This window comes from Ruegeria sp. AM5 (assembly GCF_056540645.1).
Window position 1 is genome coordinate 352244 of sequence record NZ_JBQFXC010000002.1, and the last position, 22165, is coordinate 374408.

A 22165-nucleotide genomic window follows, 5' to 3' on the forward strand; every position below is an offset into this window, starting at 1 on the left:
TGTTGAAAAGAAACCTTTTTTCCAGACACATCAATTTTGCTGAACTGGCGTCACAAAACTCCTGAATTGACGCGCCGAGTTGTACCGCTAACGTCTGCTGGAACCAATCTTCGGAGCCTTAATGTCGCAATCCACCCGTTTGCTGAACCCGATCCTGATCGTCGGCTGCATCGTAATTACAGTCAGTTTTGCCGTACGCGCCTCTTTTGGTGTGTTCCAGATACCGATTGCGGATGAGTTCGGCTGGCTACGTAGCGATTTTTCGATGGCGATCGCCATACAAAACCTGGCTTGGGGGATCGGCCAGCCGATCTTTGGCGCCATTGCGGAGAAGATAGGTGATCGGCGCGCCATCGTTCTGGGCGCTCTGACCTATACGGCGGGAATGGTCCTGACAGCATGGTCCGTTACCCCGTTTGAACATCAGATGTATGCCTGGCTCGTGGGTTTCGGGATCGCTGGGACGGGGTTTGGCGTGGTCCTTGCGGTCGTAGGTCGTGCCTCATCGGATGCGAACCGCTCGATGTCATTGGCGATTGTCACCGCAGCGGGCAGTTTCGGGCAAGTCATTGGCGCACCCACAGCAGAGTGGTTGCTGACTTTCTTACCCTGGCAGCAAGTGTTTCTGATCTTTGCGGTGGCTATCCTTGCATTGATCCTGACATTGCCATTCATGCGCGCGCCTCAGCCCATCAGCAGGACGGAGCTAGAGGAGAGTATGGGGCAGATCCTGTCCAAGGCATTCCGCGACCCGTCTTATTCGCTGATTGCGATCGGCTTTTTCAGTTGTGGCTATCAACTGGGCTTTGTCACAGCCCATTTCCCCGCCTTCGTCACCGAGATGTGCGGCCCGATCCAACCTGGAGGCCTCTTACATTCGATGGGGATCACCACAACTTCAGCCTTGGGGGCGATTGCGATTTCGTTGATTGGGTTGGCCAATATCGGCGGAACCCTTTTGGCCGGATGGGCTGGAAATCACTTTCCGAAGAAGTACCTGCTCGCGGCGGTTTACACCGGCCGAACGCTTGCCGCAGGTGCCTTCATCGTGTTCCCAATCACGCCCTTGTCCGTGATCGCATTCTCGCTTGTGATGGGGTCGCTCTGGTTGGCGACCGTACCGCTAACATCTGGCCTTGTCGCACATCTCTACGGCCTGCGGTACATGGGCACGCTCTACGGGATCGTATTCCTGAGCCATCAGATCGGCAGTTTTCTGGGCATCTGGTTAGGCGGGCGCATGTACGACCAATTCGGTGATTACACCATGGTTTGGTGGATCGGCGTCGCTATCGGAGCGTTCAGCGCCATCATTCACCTGCCCATCCGCGAAAATCGCTCACCAACCGGCGTGACAGCCTGAGCTATGCGGCCTCTTCAGCGGTCAGCAGCCCCTCAGAAACCAATCGATCCGCCCAACCCTGCGGATCGATGAAGTGATGCGTTTGCCATCCGCGCGCCCTTGCTGTTTCGATATTCTCGATCCTGTCATCTGCAAACAAAAGCGCCGAGGGAGGGATGCCGCAATCGGCCTCAACCATTTCGTAAATTGGCATATGAGGTTTGACCGTCTTCATCCGACCCGAGACGTATTGACGATCAAACTCATTCAGAAACGGATAAACGGTATTGGCATAGTCAAAATTCTGAACCCCAAAATTCGTCAGGGCAAAGACCGGGATCTTCTTGGTCCGCAACGCGCGCAGCAGTCGCGCTGAATGTGGGATCTCGGGCGCGGCCAGTTCGATCCAGTTGTCATGCCACATTCGGATTTCATCGCGCCATTCCGGGTACTTGTCCGCCCAATTGTAAATCGTATCCGTGAAATGATGGCCCTGATCTACCAGATCATTCATCCCATGCAGATCGACCTCGTCAAACATGGCGCGACGACGATCCTCGCCGATTATTCGATCATAATAGCGCTCGGGCTGCCACTCGATCAGCACATTTCCGATGTCAAATATGACGGCTTCAACGGCCATGACTTAATCCCATACCAGTTCAATCACCACCGACTGAACCAAGCGCAAGTCAGAGATGCAAGCGCCAACCGCCGCGCGGCACGCGCTGCCCAGCCCAACGGGAGGATACGCATCTTTGATGCGTCTCTGACCGGCGGGAGCACTACCTGCGAAGGGCAGCGCGTATCTCGCGCTCAAGCGCATCTAGAAAACGCGACCGGTCGGCTTTGCTAAATGGTTTTCCCCCGCCACCTGTCCCCAGCGGGTTCGCCGCGCGAAGGTCCGCCATCAGATCGCGCATTGCCAATTGCTGGCCGATATTGGCCGCGGTGAAAGCCTCACCACTGGGCCGAAGCGCGCGTGCTTCGGCTTCAATACACTTGGCGGCCAGCGGTATATCAGAGGTAACGACAATATCGCCGGTGCCGCAGCGTTCGGCAATCCACTTATCCGCCTCATCTGCTCCCGAGGCGACGATCACTACCTGCACCAACGGGTTGGCGGAGGGGCGTAGCCCTCCGTTTGAGACCAGAACCATCGGCACCTTGTGCCGGGTTGCCACCCGTTCAGCCTCGGCCTTGACCGGGCAGGCATCCCCGTCGATGTAAAGCGTCGTCACGCCTCTTTGACCTTTGGGGCTGACTTCGCCTTTGGCGTCGATTTGCGCACCTTGAATTCGTCCGGAATGGGCATCCGGTTAAAGGCATCCAGCCCCGCGATTTTGTAAGCTTCGGCAAGGGTCGGATAGTTGAACGTGTTCTGCACGAAGTAGTCCACCGTGCCTTTCAGGTTCAGCACCGCCTGCGCAATATGGATCAGCTCGGTTGCCCCTTCGCCAACGATTTGCACACCTAGAACCCGCCGGGTCTTGAGCGAAAATAGCATTTTCAGCATGCCATGCTCCAACCCCATGATGTGCCCGCGTGAGGTTTCGCGGAAACGGGCCACGCCCACTTCGTAGGGAATACCACGCTCCTGCAGTTCTTCCTCGGACATCCCGCAGGTTGAGATTTCGGGGACCGAGTAGATCCCATACGGATACCAGGGGCTTTCCGGCAGGGTTGGAGTCTCCAGCGCATGACAGGCCGCGACCCGCCCTTGTTGCAACGAAGTTGAGGCCAACGACGGATGCCCGATGACGTCTCCGGTGGCATAGATATGCGGCGCCGAGGTCTGATAGGTCTTGCGGTCCACACTGATACGATCGCGATGATCCGTTTCAATGCCAACCGTATCCAGGTTCAGCGCCGAGGTTGCCCCCATCCGCCCGGCTGCAAACAGCAGCATCTCGGCCCGGACGTGCCGCCCATTGTCCAGCGTGATCTCAACATGGCTACTGGCGTCTTCTATTTTCTCGACGGCTGCACCCAACCGCAGATCGACGCCATTTTCACGGATCTGATGTGTGAAATCGTGGATCAGTGTCTTGTCGATGAAATCCAGAAACGTCTCGCGCGGTTCGATCAACGTCACCCGGACATCAAGCGCCGAGAACATGGTTGCATATTCAACGCCGATCACGCCCGCACCGATCACGCAGAGCGAACGCGGGATTTCCTCCATCTCAAGGAAATCATCCCCATCGACGACAGTTTTGCCATTGAAAGGCACGTAATCTGGCCGGTAGGTCTTGGTGCCGGTGGCGATCAGGAATTTGGCTGCTGTCAGACGCGTGGATTCGCCTGCATCCGTAGCCACCTCGATCTCGTGTGGCCCCGTGAACGTCGCCAACCCGTTCAGCGTTTCAACATGGTTGCGGTTGAACTGATGCTCCAGCACATCGACCTCGTGATCGAGTGTCATGTGCAGCCGTGCTTTCAGATCCTCTGCGCTGATCTGATCCTTGACCCGGTAAGAACGCCCGTAAAAACTGCGCTCGCGCCAGCCTGACAGGTTCAGCACCGTCTCTCGCAAGGTTTTCGATGGGATCGTGCCGGTATGTACCGAAACGCCACCAAAACGGTCTTTGCGGTCAATCACCAGCACCCGGCGTTGCAATTTGCCTGCCTGAATCGCCGCTGCCCGGCCTGAAGGGCCCGAGCCGATGATGATCAGGTCATAGTCATATTTGCTCATGCCTCAGTCCCCATACAGCGCTTCGGCGTGGAAGGTGATGTGATCCTCCATAAAGGTGGACACGAAATAGTAGGAATGGTCATAGCCGGGCTGCAGTCGGTAAGTGGCCTGCTGGCGACGCTCGGCAATTGCCTGCGCCAGTGCCTCCGGGCGCAACAGATCCATAAACTGATCGTTTGCACCGGTGTCGATCAGGATCGGTCCGTCAAAGCCTGTGCTTTTCATCATCGCCGACGCGTCATGCTTGGCCCATGCGGTCTCATCATCGCCCAGATACGCGCTGAGTTGCTTGCGGCCCCAATCCGCCCCCATGGGGTTCGAGATCGGCGAGAAGGCCGAAACAGAGCGGTAACGCCCGGGCAGGTTCATCGCCAGCGTCAATGCGCCATGCCCACCCATCGAATGTCCTGTGATGGCCTGACGATCAGGATCAATCGCAAAGTTCTTGGCCAGAAGGGCCGGCAACTCTTCGGCAACATAATCCCACATGTTGAAGTGAGGCGTCCAAGGGCCTTGCGTGGCATTGACATAGAACCCTGCACCTTGGCCAAGGTCATAGTCCTCGTGATCCGCCACACCTTCGCCGCGTGGCGAGGTATCGGGGAATACCAGAGCAATGCCTTGTTCGGCCGCCCAGCCCTGGGCACCCGCCTTCGTCATGGCATTTTCATGGGTGCAGGTCAGGCCCGACAGGTACCACAGAACAGGAACGGGGCCGTCCTTGGCTTCGGCTGGAAGAAACAGGCCAAATGTCATATCACATTTGCAGGCCGAGGAAGCATGGCGATAAACGCCCTGCACACCACCAAAACAGGCATTTTCCGAAAGGGTTTCCATCAAGCTGATCCTTACGTTGTTTCCGGGCCATGGCTACCGGTCTGCAGCGTCGGCGTAAAGTGCAGCCACCTCTGGAAAGCTCATTTTTCGAAAAGGTGAAGATCAGAATCCGCTGACCCATCCTATCGCCAGCGGGACGGTCAGAATGCTGGCGATGGTAGATAACAGGATGGCAGCAGATGCCCGTTGCGGGGCCACACCGTAGTGCGCGGCCAGCATGTAAACATTGCCTGCAACTGGTAAAGACGCCGCCGCGATTGCGACCATCGCAGGGAATGAGGCAACCGGGATCAGCCAAATCACCATAAGTGCCACGAAAAACGGATGCAGCACCAGTTTGCAAAAACTCAACCAGCCCGCGATCTGGATGCGCTCGGCCGATTTGTCTGCCAGCGACGCCCCGATGGCAAACAGCGCCCCCGGCGTAGCCGCACCGCCCAGAATTGTCAGAAAATCATTAAGCGGGGCTGGTACAGGCACCTCTAACGCAGACCAGATCAATCCGGCGGAGATTGACAAGATCATGGGGTTTCTCAGCAGGCCAATCCCGATCAGGCGCATCGTCCCCAGGCTGAGCCGACCATCGCGGCCACCGTTGATCAGGATCACGATCAATGAGGAAAACACAACCAGATCAACTGTCAGCACCAACATCACTGGACCTATGGCAGCTTCGGAGAATAAAAGCGCAAGCATGGGCAGGCCCAGAAACCCAACATTGCCAATAGCAGCACATTGCGCCTCGACCGCGGCGGTGGGGATGTCCAGCCCTCGGAGATAAGCGATAGCCGTCGCCAGCGCATAGACGCCAGCAGTGCCGATCAGATACCCGATAACCAGCCGACCGTTGAAAATTTCGGCAAAGGGCAGGGTGGCGGCAAACCGGAATAGCATAGCCGACAAAGCAAAGAAAAACACGAACTTGGTTAGATATGCTGTCGCCTCGGGAGGGAAAAACCGGCTGCGTCCGGCCCAGAACCCCAGGCCGATGATTGCGAAAAAGGGGAGAGTGCGCAAAAATATCTCGACCATGGCAACGTGTTAACATGGCTGGTCAGGCTCGCAAGGTTGACGCACGGTCGGCGGTACGATTGAAGCCGTAACGTTGTGCCAAAACCGCTATCGGAGTGAAAAGCGTTGAAACTGAACCGAACGGTTTATAGTGTTGCAGGATATCGCAATTCGGAGACATCATGACCCAAGCCGCCACCATCCTGCGTACAGGCCGTAAATTCGACCAGGTGTTACGTGGGGCCCGAGAGGTTTTCATGGCGGATGGGTTTGAAGGCGCAAGCGTCGATGACATCGCGCGTGCGGCGGGTGTTTCGAAGGCAACGCTATACAGCTATTTCCCCGACAAGCGACTGTTGTTCACCGAGGTTGCCCAGACCGAATGTCGCCTGATGTCTGAACGCATCCTTTCGATGATCGATGAGACCAAGCCAGCCCGCGAGGTGCTGACGATAGCAGCCACTCAGCTTACGGCTTTTCTCGTCTCGGACTTCGCGCAGCAAGTCTTTCGAATATGTGTGGCCGAGCGCGACCGATTCCCCGAGCTTGGTAAAGCGTTTTATGAAGCAGGGCCGAAGAACGGCCAACGCCAGATGGCCGAATATCTGACCAAGGCGGTTGGTAAAGGTGAGTTGGCGGTTGAAGACGTCAACATCGCGGCCGAGCAGTTTTCTGAACTGTGCAAAGTCCGACTATGGGGCCGCGCGGCGTTCGGTATCCAAAATCGATTTGACCAGAACGAGATAGACGAGATTGCATTACAGGCCGTCGACATGTTTATGGCCCGCTACGGCGTTTGAACTGCGTAAGTTCGCCAGCGATCAATCACTTTGATGGTAAGAAGTCGTGTTGGTGCGGGTGGAGGGACTTGAACCCCCACGCCTTGCGGCGCCAGAACCTAAATCTGGTGCGTCTACCAATTTCGCCACACCCGCAACCCGATGCCGAAGCACCGCGACGACGCGCTGAATAGCAAAGCTTTTGAATGAGTGCGAGAGGTAAAATCAAGCGAGAGGGCAGTTTATTATCGTCTCGCTGGAAACAATCTTTTGCCCAAGTAAGTTTAACCAGAACTCGCATGTGCCAAATGTTAAAGAACGTGCCTTGGACAGTGAGAATGCGGTTTGGCCAGTCTTTCCAGCACGAACAGTGCTCAGGTGCTGGTTTTGGTCGTAATTTCACCTGTGTGAAGGCCCGTTCTCTGGTCCTTCTTTTTGTTTCCATTTAGCGAACATTTATCGCAATTTTTCTCTTTATCTTAAACTCGCATACGTTGAGTCGCTGAAAGATTACTTTGTGTGGGGCACATTTCAAAAAAGTGTAACTTGAGGTGAGTGGTTTCGTATCGAATTTCAATCAGAGGTTCCTTCGATCACAGAAATAGAAATTATTTTTATATATTTCAAAATGTAAGAAGCAGCGTGTAAATCCTTGACGCCACGGAATCTCGGACTTTTTAACAAGCAATCAAAGCCATAAAAACTTGGGCAACTCGTCAACGTCGTGGCTTACACTCTCATAGGTTGAGGTATTTCTATGAGACGCCATCATAATTGTGCCACATTTCAAACGCCAAAATATCCTATTCGCGTCAAAATAACACCGCGGTAATCGTAATTGATTGGGCGCAGGAGTTAATGAGTCTTTTTGCCTTCTGGCACCGTGCGAGTTTCTGCTCAACTCCAGAACAAGGGTCTCTGTCGTGACCAACCAGATCAAATCCGTTGCTTCCGAGCAAGACGCTGTCAGCCTTGCGCGTGAAAGCTTTATTGGCGAACTGAAAACCCTGAACCGTCAGCACCCTGGCACAGGATTCGGCGTCGCTCTCCGTACGCATTCGGGCAATCGCTACTTGCTGGCTAATGCCCGCATGCCGCTGCCTGCCAACAAAACAGATGATTTTCCGACCGGACGCCGTGTGGCTTGTTTGGAAAATGGTGAAGGCTTCAGTTCAATCGAAGTTCTGGCTGATTCTTTCGCATATGAATCGATTTCACCGCGAACCGAGGCCGCAATCCTCGGCAACGCGCTGGATCTGATCGCACGAATCGACACGCTTGCAAGCCTGCCTGACGGGGCAGGGAACCACATCGCTGCAACTGGTACCGGAGGCTGACCATGGCGCGTAACGACCACCTTCTGTCTGTCGGAAACGAGTCCCTGTCTGAGATGACAGAGGCAATGACCTCGTTGACGACACAGATCGACCAATTGACAGAGGTGGCGGATGCGCGGTCTTCCGCACGGCTGGCTGCGCTCAAGACCAAAATGGAGAATTTTACCGCCAGTGTCACGATGGTGGGGCAGGTGAAGGCCGGCAAATCCTCTATCGTAAACATATTGGCCGGGCGGCCAAATCTTTTGCCTTCCGATGTGAACCCGTGGACCTCGGTGGTTACAACGCTGAACATCAACACCCGCACAGAAGGCGACACCCGTTCCAAATTCACATTCTTCGAGCAGGAAGAATGGGACAATCTGATGGTTGGCGGCGGTCGTCTGGGCGAGTTGGCCAATCGAGCCGGTGCCGATGATGAGATGGACGATATTCGCCGTCAAATCGGCGAGATGAAGGCCAAATCAGAAGAGCGGCTTGGGAAGCACTTTGACCTGATTCTCGGTCAGAGCCACCAGTATGATTATTTCGACGATGAACTGATTCAGCGGTATGTCTGCCTCGGGGATGAGGATGACCCGGATATCGACCCCAAGACGGGTCGTTTCGCCGATGTGACTAAATCGGCCGAGCTGTTCATGGATATCCCGCAATATCCGATCTCGCTCAAGCTCTGCGATACCCCAGGTGTGAACGATACCTTTATGGTGCGCGAACAAATCACCCTACGCAGCCTGCGTGGATCAGAGGTGTGTGTTGTTGTTTTGGCTGCCAGCCAGGCGCTGACTACGATGGACATGGCACTAATGCGGATCATCGCGCAGTTCGAGAACCGCCAGATCATCCTGTTCGTGAACCGCATCGATGAATTGTCAGACCCGGTCAATCAAGTGCCTGAGATACGTGATCGTATTCAAGACACACTGAAACAGAACAACATAGACGCCAACACCAGCGTTGTTTTTGGCAGCGCTCTGTGGGCCGAGGCTGCGCTAACCGGAAACCCGGACATTCTAACTGAGGAATCGCGCGAGGCGTTGAACACCTTCTATCTGGCGGCTGGATTTGGCGATCAGGCTGCATCGCTGGATAAGATCTGGGCGCTATCAGGATTGCCTGATCTGCTGCTCGCCATGAATGAGCGTATCGCTGAGGGTGCAGGAACGCGTCTTTTGGATCGCGTTCGCCATCGGGCGCGCAACATCGCCAGCCAGATCCGGGCTACTGCAGTGGCCAAGACGCTGTCAAACTCCGACGGTATCGTTCGGGATCTGGACGGTGCGTCGCCCGAAGAAGCGATCGCAAAGGTTTCGGCTGAGTACGAAAAGAAAGCCTCGGAACTGACAACCAAGCTTCGCGACAAGGTATTAGAGCGACTTGCGTCTGCGGAAGCAAATTTTGTCAAACGTGCGACGGATTCTCTGATCTCACATCTGGAACAGAATGGTGAGCAGGGTACATGGCAATATGATCCGGCAGGTCTGCGCACCTTGCAGAAGGCGGCATATTTCAGCTTTGCCCGATCCATGCGTAAGGATGCCGGTGCTCTGTATTCGGCTGCTGCAGCGGATGTCGAGGCACTGTATCAGAAGCTGCTGGGCAACCACTTGGGTGAATTCAACATCGAAGCCCCGATCGTGCCGCGTGTACCCCCGCCATTAGGGATTGGCCGCACAATCGCACTGGACCTGCAGAGCACATGGTGGCGACGTTGGTGGCAACGCCGCAAAGGGTTCGAAGCCTATGCCGCAGATTATACGCGACTGATCGCGTCCGAGGCAAACTCGATCACCAAAGACATCGAGGAAAACCAGATCGCCGCCGTACTAGAGAACGTGCGGGCCGCGCTGACAGACTTTATTGCCGAACAGAAAGACACGCTGCTCAGCATCTCGCAATCGCCTGAAAGGGCTGCGGCCCAGATGGCCGAGCAGAAGCCGCAGAAATCACGTGACGATATTCTGGGCGATATCCTGAAAGACCTTAGTAACGAAGCAGCATAAGAAGAGTTATGGTAAAAGAATCACAAACCCGCTTCGTCTCTCCCAAGGCTTGGAACCGCATCGAGCAGTGGTCCCGCCGCAAACCTGTGTTTGCGCTCATGGGGGAATTCAGTGCAGGCAAATCGACGTTGATGAATTTCCTGCTGCGCAAACAGGCACTGCCGACGCAGGTCACAGCCACGCAACTGCCGCCGATCTGGTTCAGTTGGGGCAATCGACCCGCCTATATCAAACGCCATGATGGTAGTACGCAGAATATCGAATTGGATCAGCTTGAACAGGTTGGTGTCAACGACGCGCAGTTCATTCGCATCTTCCTCGAAGCCGACATTCTTGAGGCGGTCGACCTGATCGACACACCCGGCATTTCGGACCCGAAGATTTCGACGGACGTCTGGCAACGCGCAGTTGGCCAGGCCAATGGTGTGTTGTGGTGCACGCACTCGACCCAAGCTTGGCGCGAGACTGAACGTGCCACTTGGGTTTCGCTGCCAGAACGTCTGCAGCACAAGTCGCTGCTATTGGTGACGCGCGCAGATGCCTTGAATCAGAAAGACCGTCAAAAGGTCTTACGCCGTGTAAATCGGGAAGCGGGTCATTTGTTCAATCGCACGATCCTGTTCTCGGCCCGTGATGCCATCATGGCCCGTGACAAAACCGGCGACGCCGAGCTGTGGTCACGCAGCGGCGGAGGCAAGATGGTCGACAGTTTCCTTGAGATCACTGAGCAGATCATGGACAGCCGTGCGGATATGCTGTCGCGCTATCAAATTGACAAATCCCTATCAGACGCACCCAAAGTTCAGCCATCGCGGCCCGAGAAAACCTCTGGCGATGCACCGCTGAAACTTGTCACGCCGATGGAAGATGACTCTGCCGAGAATGATGTGGTTACAAGTTTCCCAGTACGCCCTGCCCGCGTGGAGCGTCGCACCGAGGAGTCCGGACAGGCGCGGATTGATGCAGAAGAAGCCGAGCGGATGCGCGCGAAAATGGCTACCGAAGCGGAGCCTGCTGATGAAGACTTACGTGCCTTGTTCTCTGACAAGACGGAAGATCCGCTGGATCTGAACCTCTTGGCAAATCCCATCACCGACGTGGATGAGTTTGATTTCATGGATGACGATGATGAGGAAGAGCAGGAAGATGCCGAACTGATCGTCTTGGGCGAAGAAGAGGACGAAGCGGAAGCAGTCGAAGCTGCGGACACCGAACAAGAGCCGTCGGAAGACGCCGAAGAATCATCAGATATCGAAGTATCGGTTTCGTCGATTACGGCCCTGTTGGCGGAACAGTCGGAAAACTCGGCAGACGAATATGAACCGGAGCCCGAATCGAATGCGCTGGCTCCAAACCGCGTCGTATCAATGGTGGGTGAAGCTGCTGCCGAAGAGATTGAAGATGCAGCCGATGACAAGGCAGATGATTTGGGCGATCGCCTCATAGAAACGCCACTCAGTGCTGCAGCAATGTGGGGTGAAATCGTGGCGCGTGAGAACCTGCCTGACGATGCAAATGGCCTGAAAAGCGCCTTTGCAGCATTCTTGTCCGAGTTTGACCAGATTGCGTTGGAACATGACGCTAAGCGGAATCAAGACATACCGCGCGCCGTTTCTGAGGCTCGCAAAAACGGCGGAGCGGAGTGGCATGCGATTTAGATTAAACCCGAAGGTGGGCATCTGAATGTCGATTGAATCTGCTCTGGCTTCGGCCATCGAAACCATACCCGACTGCATCGCAGCCGGGTATGTCGACATGGAGACCGGCATGTTATTGGGCGTCGACGCGTCGGACCAAGACAGCGCTGATGCGCTCGAAAATCTCGCACTTGCAGTAGCTAATCTGTTTCAGGGACGCGGTATGAAGGGATTCGAAGAACTCCTGCGTGCGGCAAAAATCGACGATACTGAACACCCCGGATTTGGGGAAATCGCGGTGTTCTCAAACGACCGGCTGCACATCTTTCTCAGGACAACAGAATATCCTGATCACGTGGTATGCTATATCTGCCGCGACAGCGCGAATGTCGGGCTGGCGCTTACGAAATCACATCTCAGCCTCGGGCCGGTGGCGGCCGCGGTGTAGACGGGACCAGAGGGGGTCACGCATGATGGATAGTGAAATACTGGATATGCTCGAAGGGATCGGGCGGACTTCGGTCGCGCGCTTATCGCCTGCAATCTACCTATCGGGTAGCAGCGCACTGTTACGCCGGAATGAGATGCTGGGGGCCATCCGGGGCACGATCTTGCCTCGGCGTTTGGAATTTACGGCGGCTGACGGGGCAACTTTGGCTATCGAAGTCAACAGCTCTCGGGTCACCGACGTGTTCCGCTGTGCTTCGGGCCCTGTCCCGGATTTTGAAACCGAAGCACGCGAAAAACTGATCGAACGACTGGCGCAATTGGTGTCGGAAATTGCAACGGCACCCGGCCCGCTTGAGTTGGTTTCTCTGCGCCCGGATACGGCGCTTGAGGCTGATGACGTAGGGGTTACCTTTTCGGAGGTCGAAGCGGCCTGCGCGCGGATTGAACTAACCGAAGAGCCGCGCATGGCCATCGTTTCCGACCAGACCTTAAAACCGGAAGCTCAGCCAGAAACTGCGTCACAAGGCGCCACCAGTATTGCCGGAAAATTCTTTGAGGGCGCGGATCGGTTCGCATTAGGTCGAATACTGATTGGGTCGACTGAAGACGAGATGCAATTTGACGGGTTGTGTGCGCAGGGCCAAGACGCACATCCGGACACGGATATATTGGCCCGATTCACCCGGGATCTGGCGGGATGGCAGGCCGATGGTTCCGATGCTTTTACTGATCCACAGCTGATCGTCATTCGCCCGACAGGTGGACAAGGCGCGGGTCTCGCCATCTTGTGCGACGGTCAGGAAACCGCCGCCGCCGTTCATGACGCCCGCAAGCTGGGCGCTGTCGTCAACCTATGGAAAACATTGAATAGCGCCGTTGAATAACCGCGTTCCTGCCAAATAGTGTCCACTTTGCAAAGTTAAACAAAATACGAGTTACCAGGGTAAATCTTATGAGTGAGTTAAACCGCCGCGAGCTTATTCGCATCGCAGAAGACATGAACGGGACGAGCAATGACGAAACGCGTCACTTCATCTCGCGCATCGTTGACGACTTGTCGAACCTCAAGCCTTCGATAGCATTCGTAGGTCAAATCAAGGCCGGAAAATCGCGCTTGATCAACGGTTTCACCGGGCATGCAGAATATCTACCCTCGGACGTGAACCCATGGACGACAGTGATCACCGACATGCATTTCGGTCATCCGTCCGGTCGGACGTCGGGCGCCGAGTTTCATTTCTTCGACAATCGCCAATGGCAGGCCCTGATCGCCGAAGGTGAAGAGTTGCGCAACATGTTCCCTGATGAAGAGGACAGCTACAAGCGCGAGATGATCGAAGAGCAGGTCGAGGCAATGAAAACCCGCGCCAAGCTACGCTTGGGCGAAAGCTATAAGCACCTGCTTGGCGAGCATCACGATCTGGATGAACTGACCTCGGATGACCTGGCGCGCTATGTCTGTGCCGGGGATGACCCGACAGATGAAGACCAGTATGACCCCGGTTCAGATCGGGGCCTTTACAGCGACATCACCCGTAAGGCCGAGGTCTATTTTGACATTGGCCATTTTCCGTATCCGGTGACAGTCACAGACACACCCGGTGTCAATGACCCGCTGCTGATCCGTGAAGAGATTTCGCGCCAGTATCTCAAGGAATCCGACTTTTTCGTCGTCGTGCTGTCTGCGCATCAGGCGTTGTCGCGGGCTGATCTGAAGCTATTCCGCCTGATGCAAGCGCTAGAGCTTGGTCAGATCGTGGTCTTCATCAACCGCGTGGACGAGTTGGGCGGTGGCGCCGAAGATGCCGGCAAGGTGCGCACTGACGTATTGGACGGGCTCGAACAGGCGCTTGGCAACTCGGAGATTGACGTTCTGATGGGCAGCGCCCAATGGGCCCATTATGCGCTGACCGGGGATGAAACCGGAATCGACCATGATCAAATATTGGCGTGGCTGAGGGCGCATCCCGAACAGATGAAGCAATATCTTGACGGCGTCGAAGAGATCAAACAAGGTCCCGGCCCCATCAGCCGCGAAGGTGTATTGCGATTTGCCGCAATGATCGCGTCGGGCTTGCCCGATCTGCGCCGTCATGTGACCAAAGCCCTGACCGAAGGACCGCGCCAAGAACAGCTTAATATTGCGTGGCAGCACCTCAACAGTTTTGCCCAAGGTGAGCTTGAGCGCAGCACTGCGCGGCTTCGTGCGATTGAAGAAAAGGATGGTCCCGACACAGCGGATGTCGAAGAAAACAACAAAACGCTTTCTGAGTTGCGCGCGCTAGTTGAAGATAAATCCAAGGCCATCACCAATGATATGGACGATGTATTGGCCAATTTGCGGGGCGTTATGGATGACACCGTCGCCGAGGCTGTCTCGATCGTTGTGCGCGGCCCTGATGGGCAATCGCCTTTGCTGGCCAAAGACGGAGATACCGAGCTGAACTTTACGCCTCTGCGTGAGCGGATGCGCGAGCTTGTCCAGGGCGCGACCCAGGTGGTGCGGCAGCGTATGCTTAGTGAGCTTTACGCAATCGATATGCAGACCAATGCTGCTTTGCGCGCCCTGCCCGGATGGCAGGAGCCCGTGGACAATCGCATGAATACCAGCGCGGTGCGTTGGTTCCGTCCGAATACAAGCGCGCTGACGCGTGGCATTACGGTTGAGTTGCGTGTGACATGGCTGTCGCGACTGATATCGCGTCGCAGTGTGTTGAACCGCGCCGAACGGATGATCGTTCAAGAGTTTGAGATGATCGGAGACGATCTTGTAGATACCGCCAGAAGCGACCTGATCGAACGGATGAAAACCGTTCTTGACCATTATATGGCGCTGCTGGCCGGGCATCTGGAACATCGCGCAGGCCCCGATGGGTCGAACGCGCGCGCCGAAGCGCAACGTGCGGTTGACCAAGCGCGGCGCATCAGCGATGAACTAGGGGCGGTGCACGGAACTGCACCCGTGGACACTCGACAGGCAGAGGCCGCAGAATGATTGAATTCCCCGGAACCGAGAAGGAAGTGCGCCAGCTAGAGCGTTTCCTGACCGCCACCGAAAATGCGCACTCATCGGCAGAGCTGGATGATATGCGCGCCCGCGCGCTGGCCCATGCCGAGCGGCTTTCGAACGCGGTTTCCATTGGTTTTGCCGGGGAGTTTGGAGCCGGAAAGTCCAGCCTTGCCAACATGCTGGCGGGGGCAGACATTCTGCCCACCGGGCCGCAGCATCTGAAATTGCCCCTGGTGATCGTGGCCTATGCTGATACGCCTGAGACAACCGTTGGTTGGTGGGACAAGGAACCCAAAGTCTATTCGGGTATAGCGCTGGAAAAGGCAGCGGCGGACGAACCCGATTTCATCTCGGTCGGGTTGAACACCCCTGCCCTGCAGGAGATTTCGCTGTTTGATCTGCCCGGTGCCGGTGCACTGGATGATACCTACAAACAGACTCTAAATTTGCTCGACTATGTGGATTGTGCGATCTGGTGCACCAATGGCACCAACGCCTGGCGTGAAACCGAACGCCATTTGTGGTCGCAGGTCCCTCAAAAGCTGCGCGATAACAGCTTGTTGGCTGTAACACATGCCGATTTGCCTCCGGTGCGGGATGCTCTGGATCGGGTAGTCGCACGCCTGAACAAGGAGAAGGGCGATTTGTTTCGCGCGGTTGTGACCATCGGCACCCCGGTAGCGGTACGGGCCATGGAACAAGAGCCTGAACCCGACTTTGCTTTGTGGGAAACCTGTGGCGGACAGAACTTGGCAGAACAGGTTTTGCACATAGCCTCTGATCACCGTCGCCATGATCTTGAGGCCGCCCAAAAAGATCTGGCTGAAGATTTTATGCCTTATCTGGAGAACCTTACTGGTGCGGCTTCGACAGATGGCGCTGAGGCCGACGGCAATACTGTGCAGGCAAGCCTAGAGGCCGCCCTGCCCCCCCTGGACAATCCAATCCTTGAAGACTGGCTTGCGGCCATCGCCAGCATTTACAACGATCTGCGCGAAAGCTCAGATATTGAACCGGCGGCCTTCCTGCAAAGCTGTCAGGAAATCGTCGAGGATTTTGCCGAAAGGTTAGAATCTGGTACCGAAATCGATCCCAAAGCAGACTGGATTCCGGCCGAGTTTGAAAAGGCCACTGACCTGTTGCTGTTGCTGCAGTTTGAAACCGGGGACGCACCGCTGAAGGATGCAATAAGCATTCTCGCACAACTCAGCGACAATCTGGCTTGGGCAGGCAGCTCTGTTGCGTCGGCGCCCCCAAAAACCGGCACATAAGTTTTTCCCGCTTGAATTGAGCCGCATCGCAGCGATTCGAAGCGTTCGGAATCAGCGCGATATTGTTTCGAATTCGTGGACCAAGCGTCTATTTCGGCGGTATAGAATCCATTTCTTCCATCAGGCAAACACAACATATTGTGGTCTGAGGGTCTGGACTCACTATATAGGCGATTTCGATTTTTGTGATCCATAGTGAAGCCATCAGGCGGCCCCAATAAAGTCAAATTTGAAACGTCTAACCGTCTTAAGTGTCCTGCGGTTGTGTTTGGTTGTGAGTTCGCGGGCTGAAGCCCTGGTTATCTATGCCGCAATAAACGAGTAGAATGGGCGGGAAGAAATGAGCCACAACCAGGCGGTCGGCGCAACGCACGACGAACCTCAGATCGAAGGATTGCAGCCAGGCGCAAAGCTGCTGCGCGGACAGTATGAAATCCTCCGGTTCCTAAGCAACGGCGGGTTTGGGATCACCTATCTCGCGCGCGATAGTCTGGATCGCGATGTGGTCATCAAAGAATGCTATCCGGGGGCGCTCTGCCAGCGGAATGGTGATCTGGTCGAACCTGCCAACCCCGACCACAAAGAAGACCTGCGCGCCATTATCGACCTGTTCATTCAGGAAGCACGCAACCATGCGCGGCTGGTTCATCCCAACATCGTCGACGTGCATCAGGTGTTTGAGGACAACGACACCGCTTATATCGCGATGGACCTGATCCGCGGATGCGATCTTCTGGATTATGTCGAAAAACCCGAAAACAAGAGCGGACCGGACTTTATCGTTCAGGTCACCGAAAAAATGCTGTCTGCGGTGTCGTTCATTCACCAAAGTGGCATGCTACATCGCGATATTTCACCCGACAATATCCTGATCGATGAGAATGGCGAACCCATCCTGATCGACTTTGGCGCAGCACGCGAGCAGGCGGCACACAAGTCAGCGGCGCTATTGACGCTGCGCGTGATTAAGGACGGGTATTCGCCACACGAATTTTATGTGCGTGGCGCGGATCAGGGCCCCAGCAGTGACCTCTATGTACTGGCTGCAACGCTGTATCATGCGATCAGCGGCGAGCGACCGATTGATGGCCAGACACGTTTGAATGCGTTCAACAACGGCCAAGACGATCCTTATGAACCGCTGACAGGGCGATTCAAAGGGTATCCAGACGGGTTCCTTGAGGCGATCGACAAAGCAATGGAAGTGCACGCCACTGACCGTGTGCAAACCGCATTGGACTGGCTGCGTATGTTCCGTGGTCCCGGTGTGATGTTCGACAGTTTCGCGTATCGCCCGGTTTCGGTCATTGTTGGCATGGATCGCAAAGACGAAGAGGCCGAAAAAGAACGGATCAAAGCCGAAAGCGAGAATGCGGAGGCCGTCGTGACCGCGCTGCTGGCCGGGAACTCTGATCTGGCCCTCGGGAACGAGGAAAAAACGGAAGACACTCTTGCTAAATTTGCACCTCAGGACGAGGCCGTTGCTGCAGTCGACACCGTTGTAAAAAGCGGCTCGGGCGGCAGTGGCAAGATGATCGCGGGTATCGCGATTGTATTGGCGGCTCTGGCCGGAGGTGGATACTTCGTAATGACGGGCGATCAGCAATCGCCCGAGGCAACTCCGGTGACTGCAGAGGTTCCGACTACTCCGGTGCCCGCAGAAGCAGCTCCGGAACCCGTCGAGCAGACCGCCGAAGCCACAACAGAGCCGCAACAGGCCGAAGTCGCTTTGGCATCAGAACCAGAAGCGGCGCAGGAACAACCTGTCGAGCAGGCTAATGAGGTGCCGGAAGCCGCCATTGTGTCAGAGCAGCAACCCGAAGAAATCGCTTTGGTGGAACCTGAAGAAGTGGAACCTGAAGTGACGGAACCTACGGTTGAAGACATCACACCCATCGCACCTGCGACGCCGGTAAATCTAGCCGAAAACCAGGTCGCATTTGGGCACTGGGATATTGAGATTCCATTCACGATGTCCAAGCGTCGCAGCTCGACCGGGAGTGTCATTGCCATCAATGGATTGAACGCCGGTCAAGATAGGTCGGTGATCGGGGATTGGGTCGAACGGGGCGCTACGATTTTTACTCTGAATGGTGAACCTATTCGTCCGGACACAACGCTTGCATCGTATGTTCTAGATAATTTCTCGGTCGACCCAGACGGGTATATCCGTGTAGCAGCGCGCTATCGCAGTCTGGGCGAAACGCGCGCGCAGAATGGATTGCTGGCCCTGCCCGCCTTCCGCAGTTTTGGCCTTCTGAACGGTTATTCGTTTGATGTGGCTCATGCGGGCGAGGCAGGTTGGCAAACCGTCGTCGCATCTGTTCCGGAAGAAGTTGCTGGCAGTTTGCAGCGGGGGGATGTGCTGCTGCGCGAAACACAGACTGGAGTCTCGATCAATGAGCCCGAGAGTCTGGACGGCATCCTTGCTCAACTTGTTTCCGACAACCAACCCGAGGCGCGCCTAAGCATTCTGCGCAACGGAGCTGAAAGTACTGCGGTCATGCAACTAACGCAGGAGTGATCGCCCAGTTGATGTGACTATCGCCAGGTCAGTGTGCTGGGGGTGCCGCCCATCGCGTCACCCCGTCGGGGACCAACCCGTCGCGACGTAAATGTTTCTCTGTTTCCTCTTCATCAGTGCCCTGCGCCTACGGCGAAGCGGTTTGTAGCAGTCCCGCGGGTAAAACCCCGCATCAGAAATCAAAGAAGGTGACGACACCATGTTCAAATACAAAAGCCCTCTGAGCCGGCTTCTAGAAGGTGCCGGAAAACCGAAAGAAGAAGATGCGGTGGAAACCGAAACCGAAACCGTTGCGGAAGCGGTCGAAACAGAAAGCGCTGCTCCGATTGCGGATTTCAACGCCCTGCGCGCGGCCCTTGCGGGTGGAAACGTTAGCTCGGACAGCTACGAGGAAGCAGACGAACTGATCCCCGAAGAACCGATGCCCGAGTTTTCGGAAGACCAGATCGAAGATCAGGCGACCGAAGAAGAAGTGGCCGAGATTCAAGAGGTCGAAGAAGATGAACAGATTGTCACGCTTCATCTGACTGCGGAAGACGAGGTTCAGGACGATGAACCCGAAGTCACCGTAGAAGAACCAGAGGCCATCGAACCTGAAGTCGTATCTGAAGTTGCGGGCGAGGTGGAAATCGTCGGAGAACCCACACCGGAACCGGAGCCTGTTGATGTAACCCCGGAACCCGCCATGGTCGCACCTGCACCTGCACCGGCTGAAGATCGGCGTTCTCGTGTGAAGACGACGTTTTTGGGTTTCGAGCGTGCAGACACGCATGTTCAGGAGCTGATGGAAACAGCTGAGCCCGTTGAAAAGACAGAAGCGGCCGAACAGACATTCCCGGTTGGCTGGCTGGTCGTGACCGCCGGACCGGGTCGGGGTGCCGCGATTACCTTGACCGAGGGATTGATGCAGATCGGTCGGAATGACGATCAGGCTATTCAGCTGGATTTCGGCGACACCGGGATCTCTCGCAGCAATCACGCCGTCATCGCATATGACCCAGAGGACCGGAAATGCTATCTGGGCCATGGCGGCAAGGCCAACCTTGTGCGCCTGAATGGCAAACCAGTGCTCAGCACCATCGCTTTGTCCAACGGTGACCTGATCCGGATCAGCGAAACCTCGATCCGCTTTACCGCTTTCTGCGATGACGGCTTTGACTGGCGGGATGCCGATTAATGCTGGCGACCCCTGCATATGATATTGCCCTGATCCTGGACCAGGGTCAGCGCGACTCGCAGGAAGACGCGATTGCTGCGCGGGTCTCTGACACGGCAGACGCGGGATATGTCGTAGTTGCCGATGGAATGGGTGGCCATGAAGCGGGCGAAGTCGCTTCGCAGTTGGTCATTTCAGCATGGCGCGACACAATGGATGCCCAGTTGGATGGGCCCGACCTTGCCGAGAGCGCCCTGCTCGACGCTCTGCCGATGGCCGCAATGCAGGCCAACGCCGCTATGGCTAGCCATAGCGAGGAAAACCAGGTCAATCTGGGCTCTACCCTTCTGGGCATGCTGATGCTGGATCAACGGCTGTTCTGGATCTCGATCGGTGACAGTCCGCTGTATCTGTTCCGCAATGATGCCCTGTTACAGATCAACGAGGATCACTCGATGGCCCCGATGATCGATGAACAGCTCGCGCAGGGCTTGTTGAGCGCGGAAGAGGCGCGGCGGCATCCGGACCGTAACCAGCTGACTTCGGTGATCATGGGGGCTGCGATCCCAAAAGTGGATTGCCCGGAACAACCGCTGGCGCTGGTTGCGGCAGATGTTCTGATCCTTGGCAGCGACGGCCTGCAGTATCTCGGCAATTCCGAGATCGAAACGCTGGTGCGCACGCATATTCAATCCCCGGCCCGCGATATTGCTGATGCGCTGCTTCAAGCGTTGCACGCAAAGGCGGACCCGGATCAGGACAACATCTCAATCGCCGTGGTCAAACCGGCACAGACATAGACAGGCAGTGAAACAGGACAAAATGAGAAACCATCTTATCATATCCAGCCTCGCGCTTGCCGCTGCAGCAGGGGCAGCATCGGCGCAAGAGGCGTGCTCAACCTATGAAATCCAGCGCGGTGACAGCTTGCGGGAACTGGCAATTGCGGTCTACGCGACGGAGGATTACCGGGTCATCTACGATGCGAACCGGGAAACGATCGGGTCGAACCCCAACATCATTCGCGTTGGTGACATTCTGACTTTCCCTTGCCTTGAAGATATCGGGCGCACAGCGCAGCTGCCGGATACCGAAGCGGGCCGCATGGCCGCTGAAATGGCGTCCGAACTGGTCAAAGCTGCCGAGGAACGGGCGGAGAAAGCAATCGCCGAGGCCGAAGCCCGCGTCGCCGCCGCTGAGGCCGAAGCCAAAAAGACCAGCGAAGAAGCTGTGATCGCGGCCAAGGCAGCTGCCAAGAAAGAGATTGAAGCCGCGCGTGCGGAAGGTGCCGCGCTGATCCGCAACGCGGATGGTGGCGAACGCCCTGAAATTCGTGACCGTCAGATTTTGTTGATTACGGGTGGCAACTACGCACCGTTTACGGATGAAGCCCTGCCAAATCGCGGGCTTTACACCAATCTGGTCGAAACCGCGATGCTGCGGGCCGCGCCTGAGCAATCTTATAAGATTCAGTTCGTCAATGACTGGTCGTCGCATCTGGACCTGCTGATGCCGACCCTCGCTTTTGACGCGACATTCCCGTGGTCGCGGCCGAACTGTGAAGAAGCCGCAGCGTTGTCGGAAAACGATCGCTCGCGGTGCGAAACCTATAATTTCTCGAACCCGTTTTACGAGGTCGTGGACACGTTCTTTGCCAAAAGCGGCTCGGGATATGAAGAGACCCTGACTTACGCAGATTTCGCGGGCTCGACGATTTGCCGACCCGAAGGGTGGTCGCTGTCGCATATGGATGCGGTTGGTCTTTATGAACCTGCAATCAAACTGATGCGCCCGGTTTCACCTGATGAGTGCTTTCACGCAGTCATGGACGGCACAGCCGACATCGTCGCGATCGAAGCCCATCTGGCGGTCGAGGCGATCGGGCGTCTGGGCTACGAACATCAGATCATCGAAAACCCCAACCTTGCGGCAATCAAGTCGCTTAACGTTATGACCCACAAAGATAATCCGGATGGGGAAGCGATCCTTGAAACGCTCAACCAGGGTCTGGCGATCATGCAGCAATCCGGCGAGTGGCGCGACATCGTATCAACCGCTCTGCGCTATCAAATGGAAAATGGCTAAGGCCTTGATTGGCCCAACGAAACAA

Annotated in this window: 18 protein-coding genes and 1 tRNA gene; 13 read left to right on the forward strand and 6 right to left on the reverse strand. The window is 55.9% G+C overall.

What is annotated here, in order from left to right; genetic code table 11:
* Window positions 1–121: 121 nt before the first annotated feature.
* On the forward strand, window positions 122–1363 hold the full coding sequence (locus ACR0AH_RS07560; protein ID WP_170732691.1) for an MFS transporter: 1242 nt from the start codon (window positions 122–124) through the stop codon (window positions 1361–1363).
* A 1-nt stretch (window position 1364) separates the two neighbouring features.
* Here ACR0AH_RS07560 and ACR0AH_RS07565 read toward each other — a convergent pair whose 3' ends face one another.
* The 5 genes from ACR0AH_RS07565 to ACR0AH_RS07585 form a co-directional block, all read right to left on the reverse strand.
* The gene (locus ACR0AH_RS07565; RefSeq protein ID WP_480591130.1) at window positions 1365–1985 is read right to left on the reverse strand and encodes an HAD family hydrolase; all 621 of its coding nucleotides are present in this window, start codon (window positions 1983–1985) and stop codon (window positions 1365–1367) included.
* A gap of 142 nt (window positions 1986–2127) precedes the next feature.
* The gene (locus ACR0AH_RS07570; RefSeq protein WP_480591132.1) at window positions 2128–2583 is read right to left on the reverse strand and encodes a YaiI/YqxD family protein; all 456 of its coding nucleotides are present in this window, start codon (window positions 2581–2583) and stop codon (window positions 2128–2130) included.
* A complete protein-coding gene (gene sthA, locus ACR0AH_RS07575; protein WP_170407278.1) occupies window positions 2580–4040 on the reverse strand; it encodes a Si-specific NAD(P)(+) transhydrogenase in 1461 nt (486 codons plus the stop codon). The genes ACR0AH_RS07570 and sthA overlap by 4 nt, the downstream gene beginning before the upstream one ends.
* 3 nt (window positions 4041–4043) lie before the next feature.
* On the reverse strand, window positions 4044–4877 hold the full coding sequence (fghA, locus tag ACR0AH_RS07580) for an S-formylglutathione hydrolase (protein WP_170422726.1): 834 nt from the start codon (window positions 4875–4877) through the stop codon (window positions 4044–4046).
* 102 nt (window positions 4878–4979) lie between these two features.
* Complete coding sequence (locus ACR0AH_RS07585; protein ID WP_170393935.1) at window positions 4980–5909, reverse strand: AEC family transporter; 930 nt, start codon at window positions 5907–5909, stop codon at window positions 4980–4982.
* Window positions 5910–6070: 161 nt separating this feature from the next.
* On the opposite strand from ACR0AH_RS07585, the gene ACR0AH_RS07590 reads away from it, so the two are divergent.
* The gene (locus ACR0AH_RS07590) at window positions 6071–6688 is read left to right on the forward strand and encodes a TetR/AcrR family transcriptional regulator (RefSeq protein WP_170732693.1); all 618 of its coding nucleotides are present in this window, start codon (window positions 6071–6073) and stop codon (window positions 6686–6688) included.
* A gap of 50 nt (window positions 6689–6738) precedes the next feature.
* Here ACR0AH_RS07590 and ACR0AH_RS07595 read toward each other — a convergent pair.
* Window positions 6739–6823, reverse strand: a tRNA-Leu gene (locus ACR0AH_RS07595).
* A gap of 767 nt (window positions 6824–7590) precedes the next feature.
* Here ACR0AH_RS07595 and ACR0AH_RS07600 point away from each other — a divergent pair.
* From ACR0AH_RS07600 to ACR0AH_RS07650, 11 genes are all read left to right on the forward strand, one after another.
* On the forward strand, window positions 7591–8004 hold the full coding sequence (locus tag ACR0AH_RS07600; RefSeq protein ID WP_170393931.1) for a hypothetical protein: 414 nt from the start codon (window positions 7591–7593) through the stop codon (window positions 8002–8004).
* Window positions 8005–8006: 2 nt separating this feature from the next.
* Window positions 8007–10007 carry a dynamin family protein gene (locus tag ACR0AH_RS07605; protein ID WP_170511876.1) on the forward strand — a complete coding sequence of 667 codons (2001 nt, stop codon included), beginning with the start codon at window positions 8007–8009 and terminating at the stop codon, window positions 10005–10007.
* 8 nt (window positions 10008–10015) lie between these two features.
* On the forward strand, window positions 10016–11665 hold the full coding sequence (locus ACR0AH_RS07610; protein ID WP_170596611.1) for a dynamin family protein: 1650 nt from the start codon (window positions 10016–10018) through the stop codon (window positions 11663–11665).
* Between the two features lie 25 nt (window positions 11666–11690).
* Complete coding sequence (locus ACR0AH_RS07615) at window positions 11691–12092, forward strand: hypothetical protein (RefSeq protein WP_170393925.1); 402 nt, start codon at window positions 11691–11693, stop codon at window positions 12090–12092.
* Window positions 12093–12114: 22 nt separating this feature from the next.
* Entirely contained in the window at window positions 12115–12978 is an 864-nt protein-coding gene (locus ACR0AH_RS07620; protein ID WP_480591134.1) for a hypothetical protein, read from the forward strand.
* Between the two features lie 68 nt (window positions 12979–13046).
* A complete protein-coding gene (locus tag ACR0AH_RS07625; protein ID WP_170407302.1) occupies window positions 13047–15089 on the forward strand; it encodes a dynamin family protein in 2043 nt (680 codons plus the stop codon).
* Complete coding sequence (locus ACR0AH_RS07630; protein WP_480591136.1) at window positions 15086–16375, forward strand: dynamin family protein; 1290 nt, start codon at window positions 15086–15088, stop codon at window positions 16373–16375. Before ACR0AH_RS07625 ends, ACR0AH_RS07630 begins: the two co-directional genes overlap by 4 nt.
* 340 nt (window positions 16376–16715) lie before the next feature.
* On the forward strand, window positions 16716–18899 hold the full coding sequence (locus tag ACR0AH_RS07635; RefSeq protein WP_480591138.1) for a serine/threonine protein kinase: 2184 nt from the start codon (window positions 16716–16718) through the stop codon (window positions 18897–18899).
* 199 nt (window positions 18900–19098) lie between these two features.
* The gene (locus tag ACR0AH_RS07640; RefSeq protein WP_480591140.1) at window positions 19099–20076 is read left to right on the forward strand and encodes an FHA domain-containing protein; all 978 of its coding nucleotides are present in this window, start codon (window positions 19099–19101) and stop codon (window positions 20074–20076) included.
* Entirely contained in the window at window positions 20076–20855 is a 780-nt protein-coding gene (locus tag ACR0AH_RS07645) for a PP2C family protein-serine/threonine phosphatase (protein WP_480591142.1), read from the forward strand. The genes ACR0AH_RS07640 and ACR0AH_RS07645 overlap by 1 nt, the downstream gene beginning before the upstream one ends.
* A gap of 22 nt (window positions 20856–20877) precedes the next feature.
* Window positions 20878–22140: a type 2 periplasmic-binding domain-containing protein gene (locus tag ACR0AH_RS07650; RefSeq protein WP_480591144.1), complete on the forward strand. Its 1263-nt coding sequence runs from the start codon at window positions 20878–20880 to the stop codon at window positions 22138–22140.
* Window positions 22141–22165: the final 25 nt, after the last annotated feature.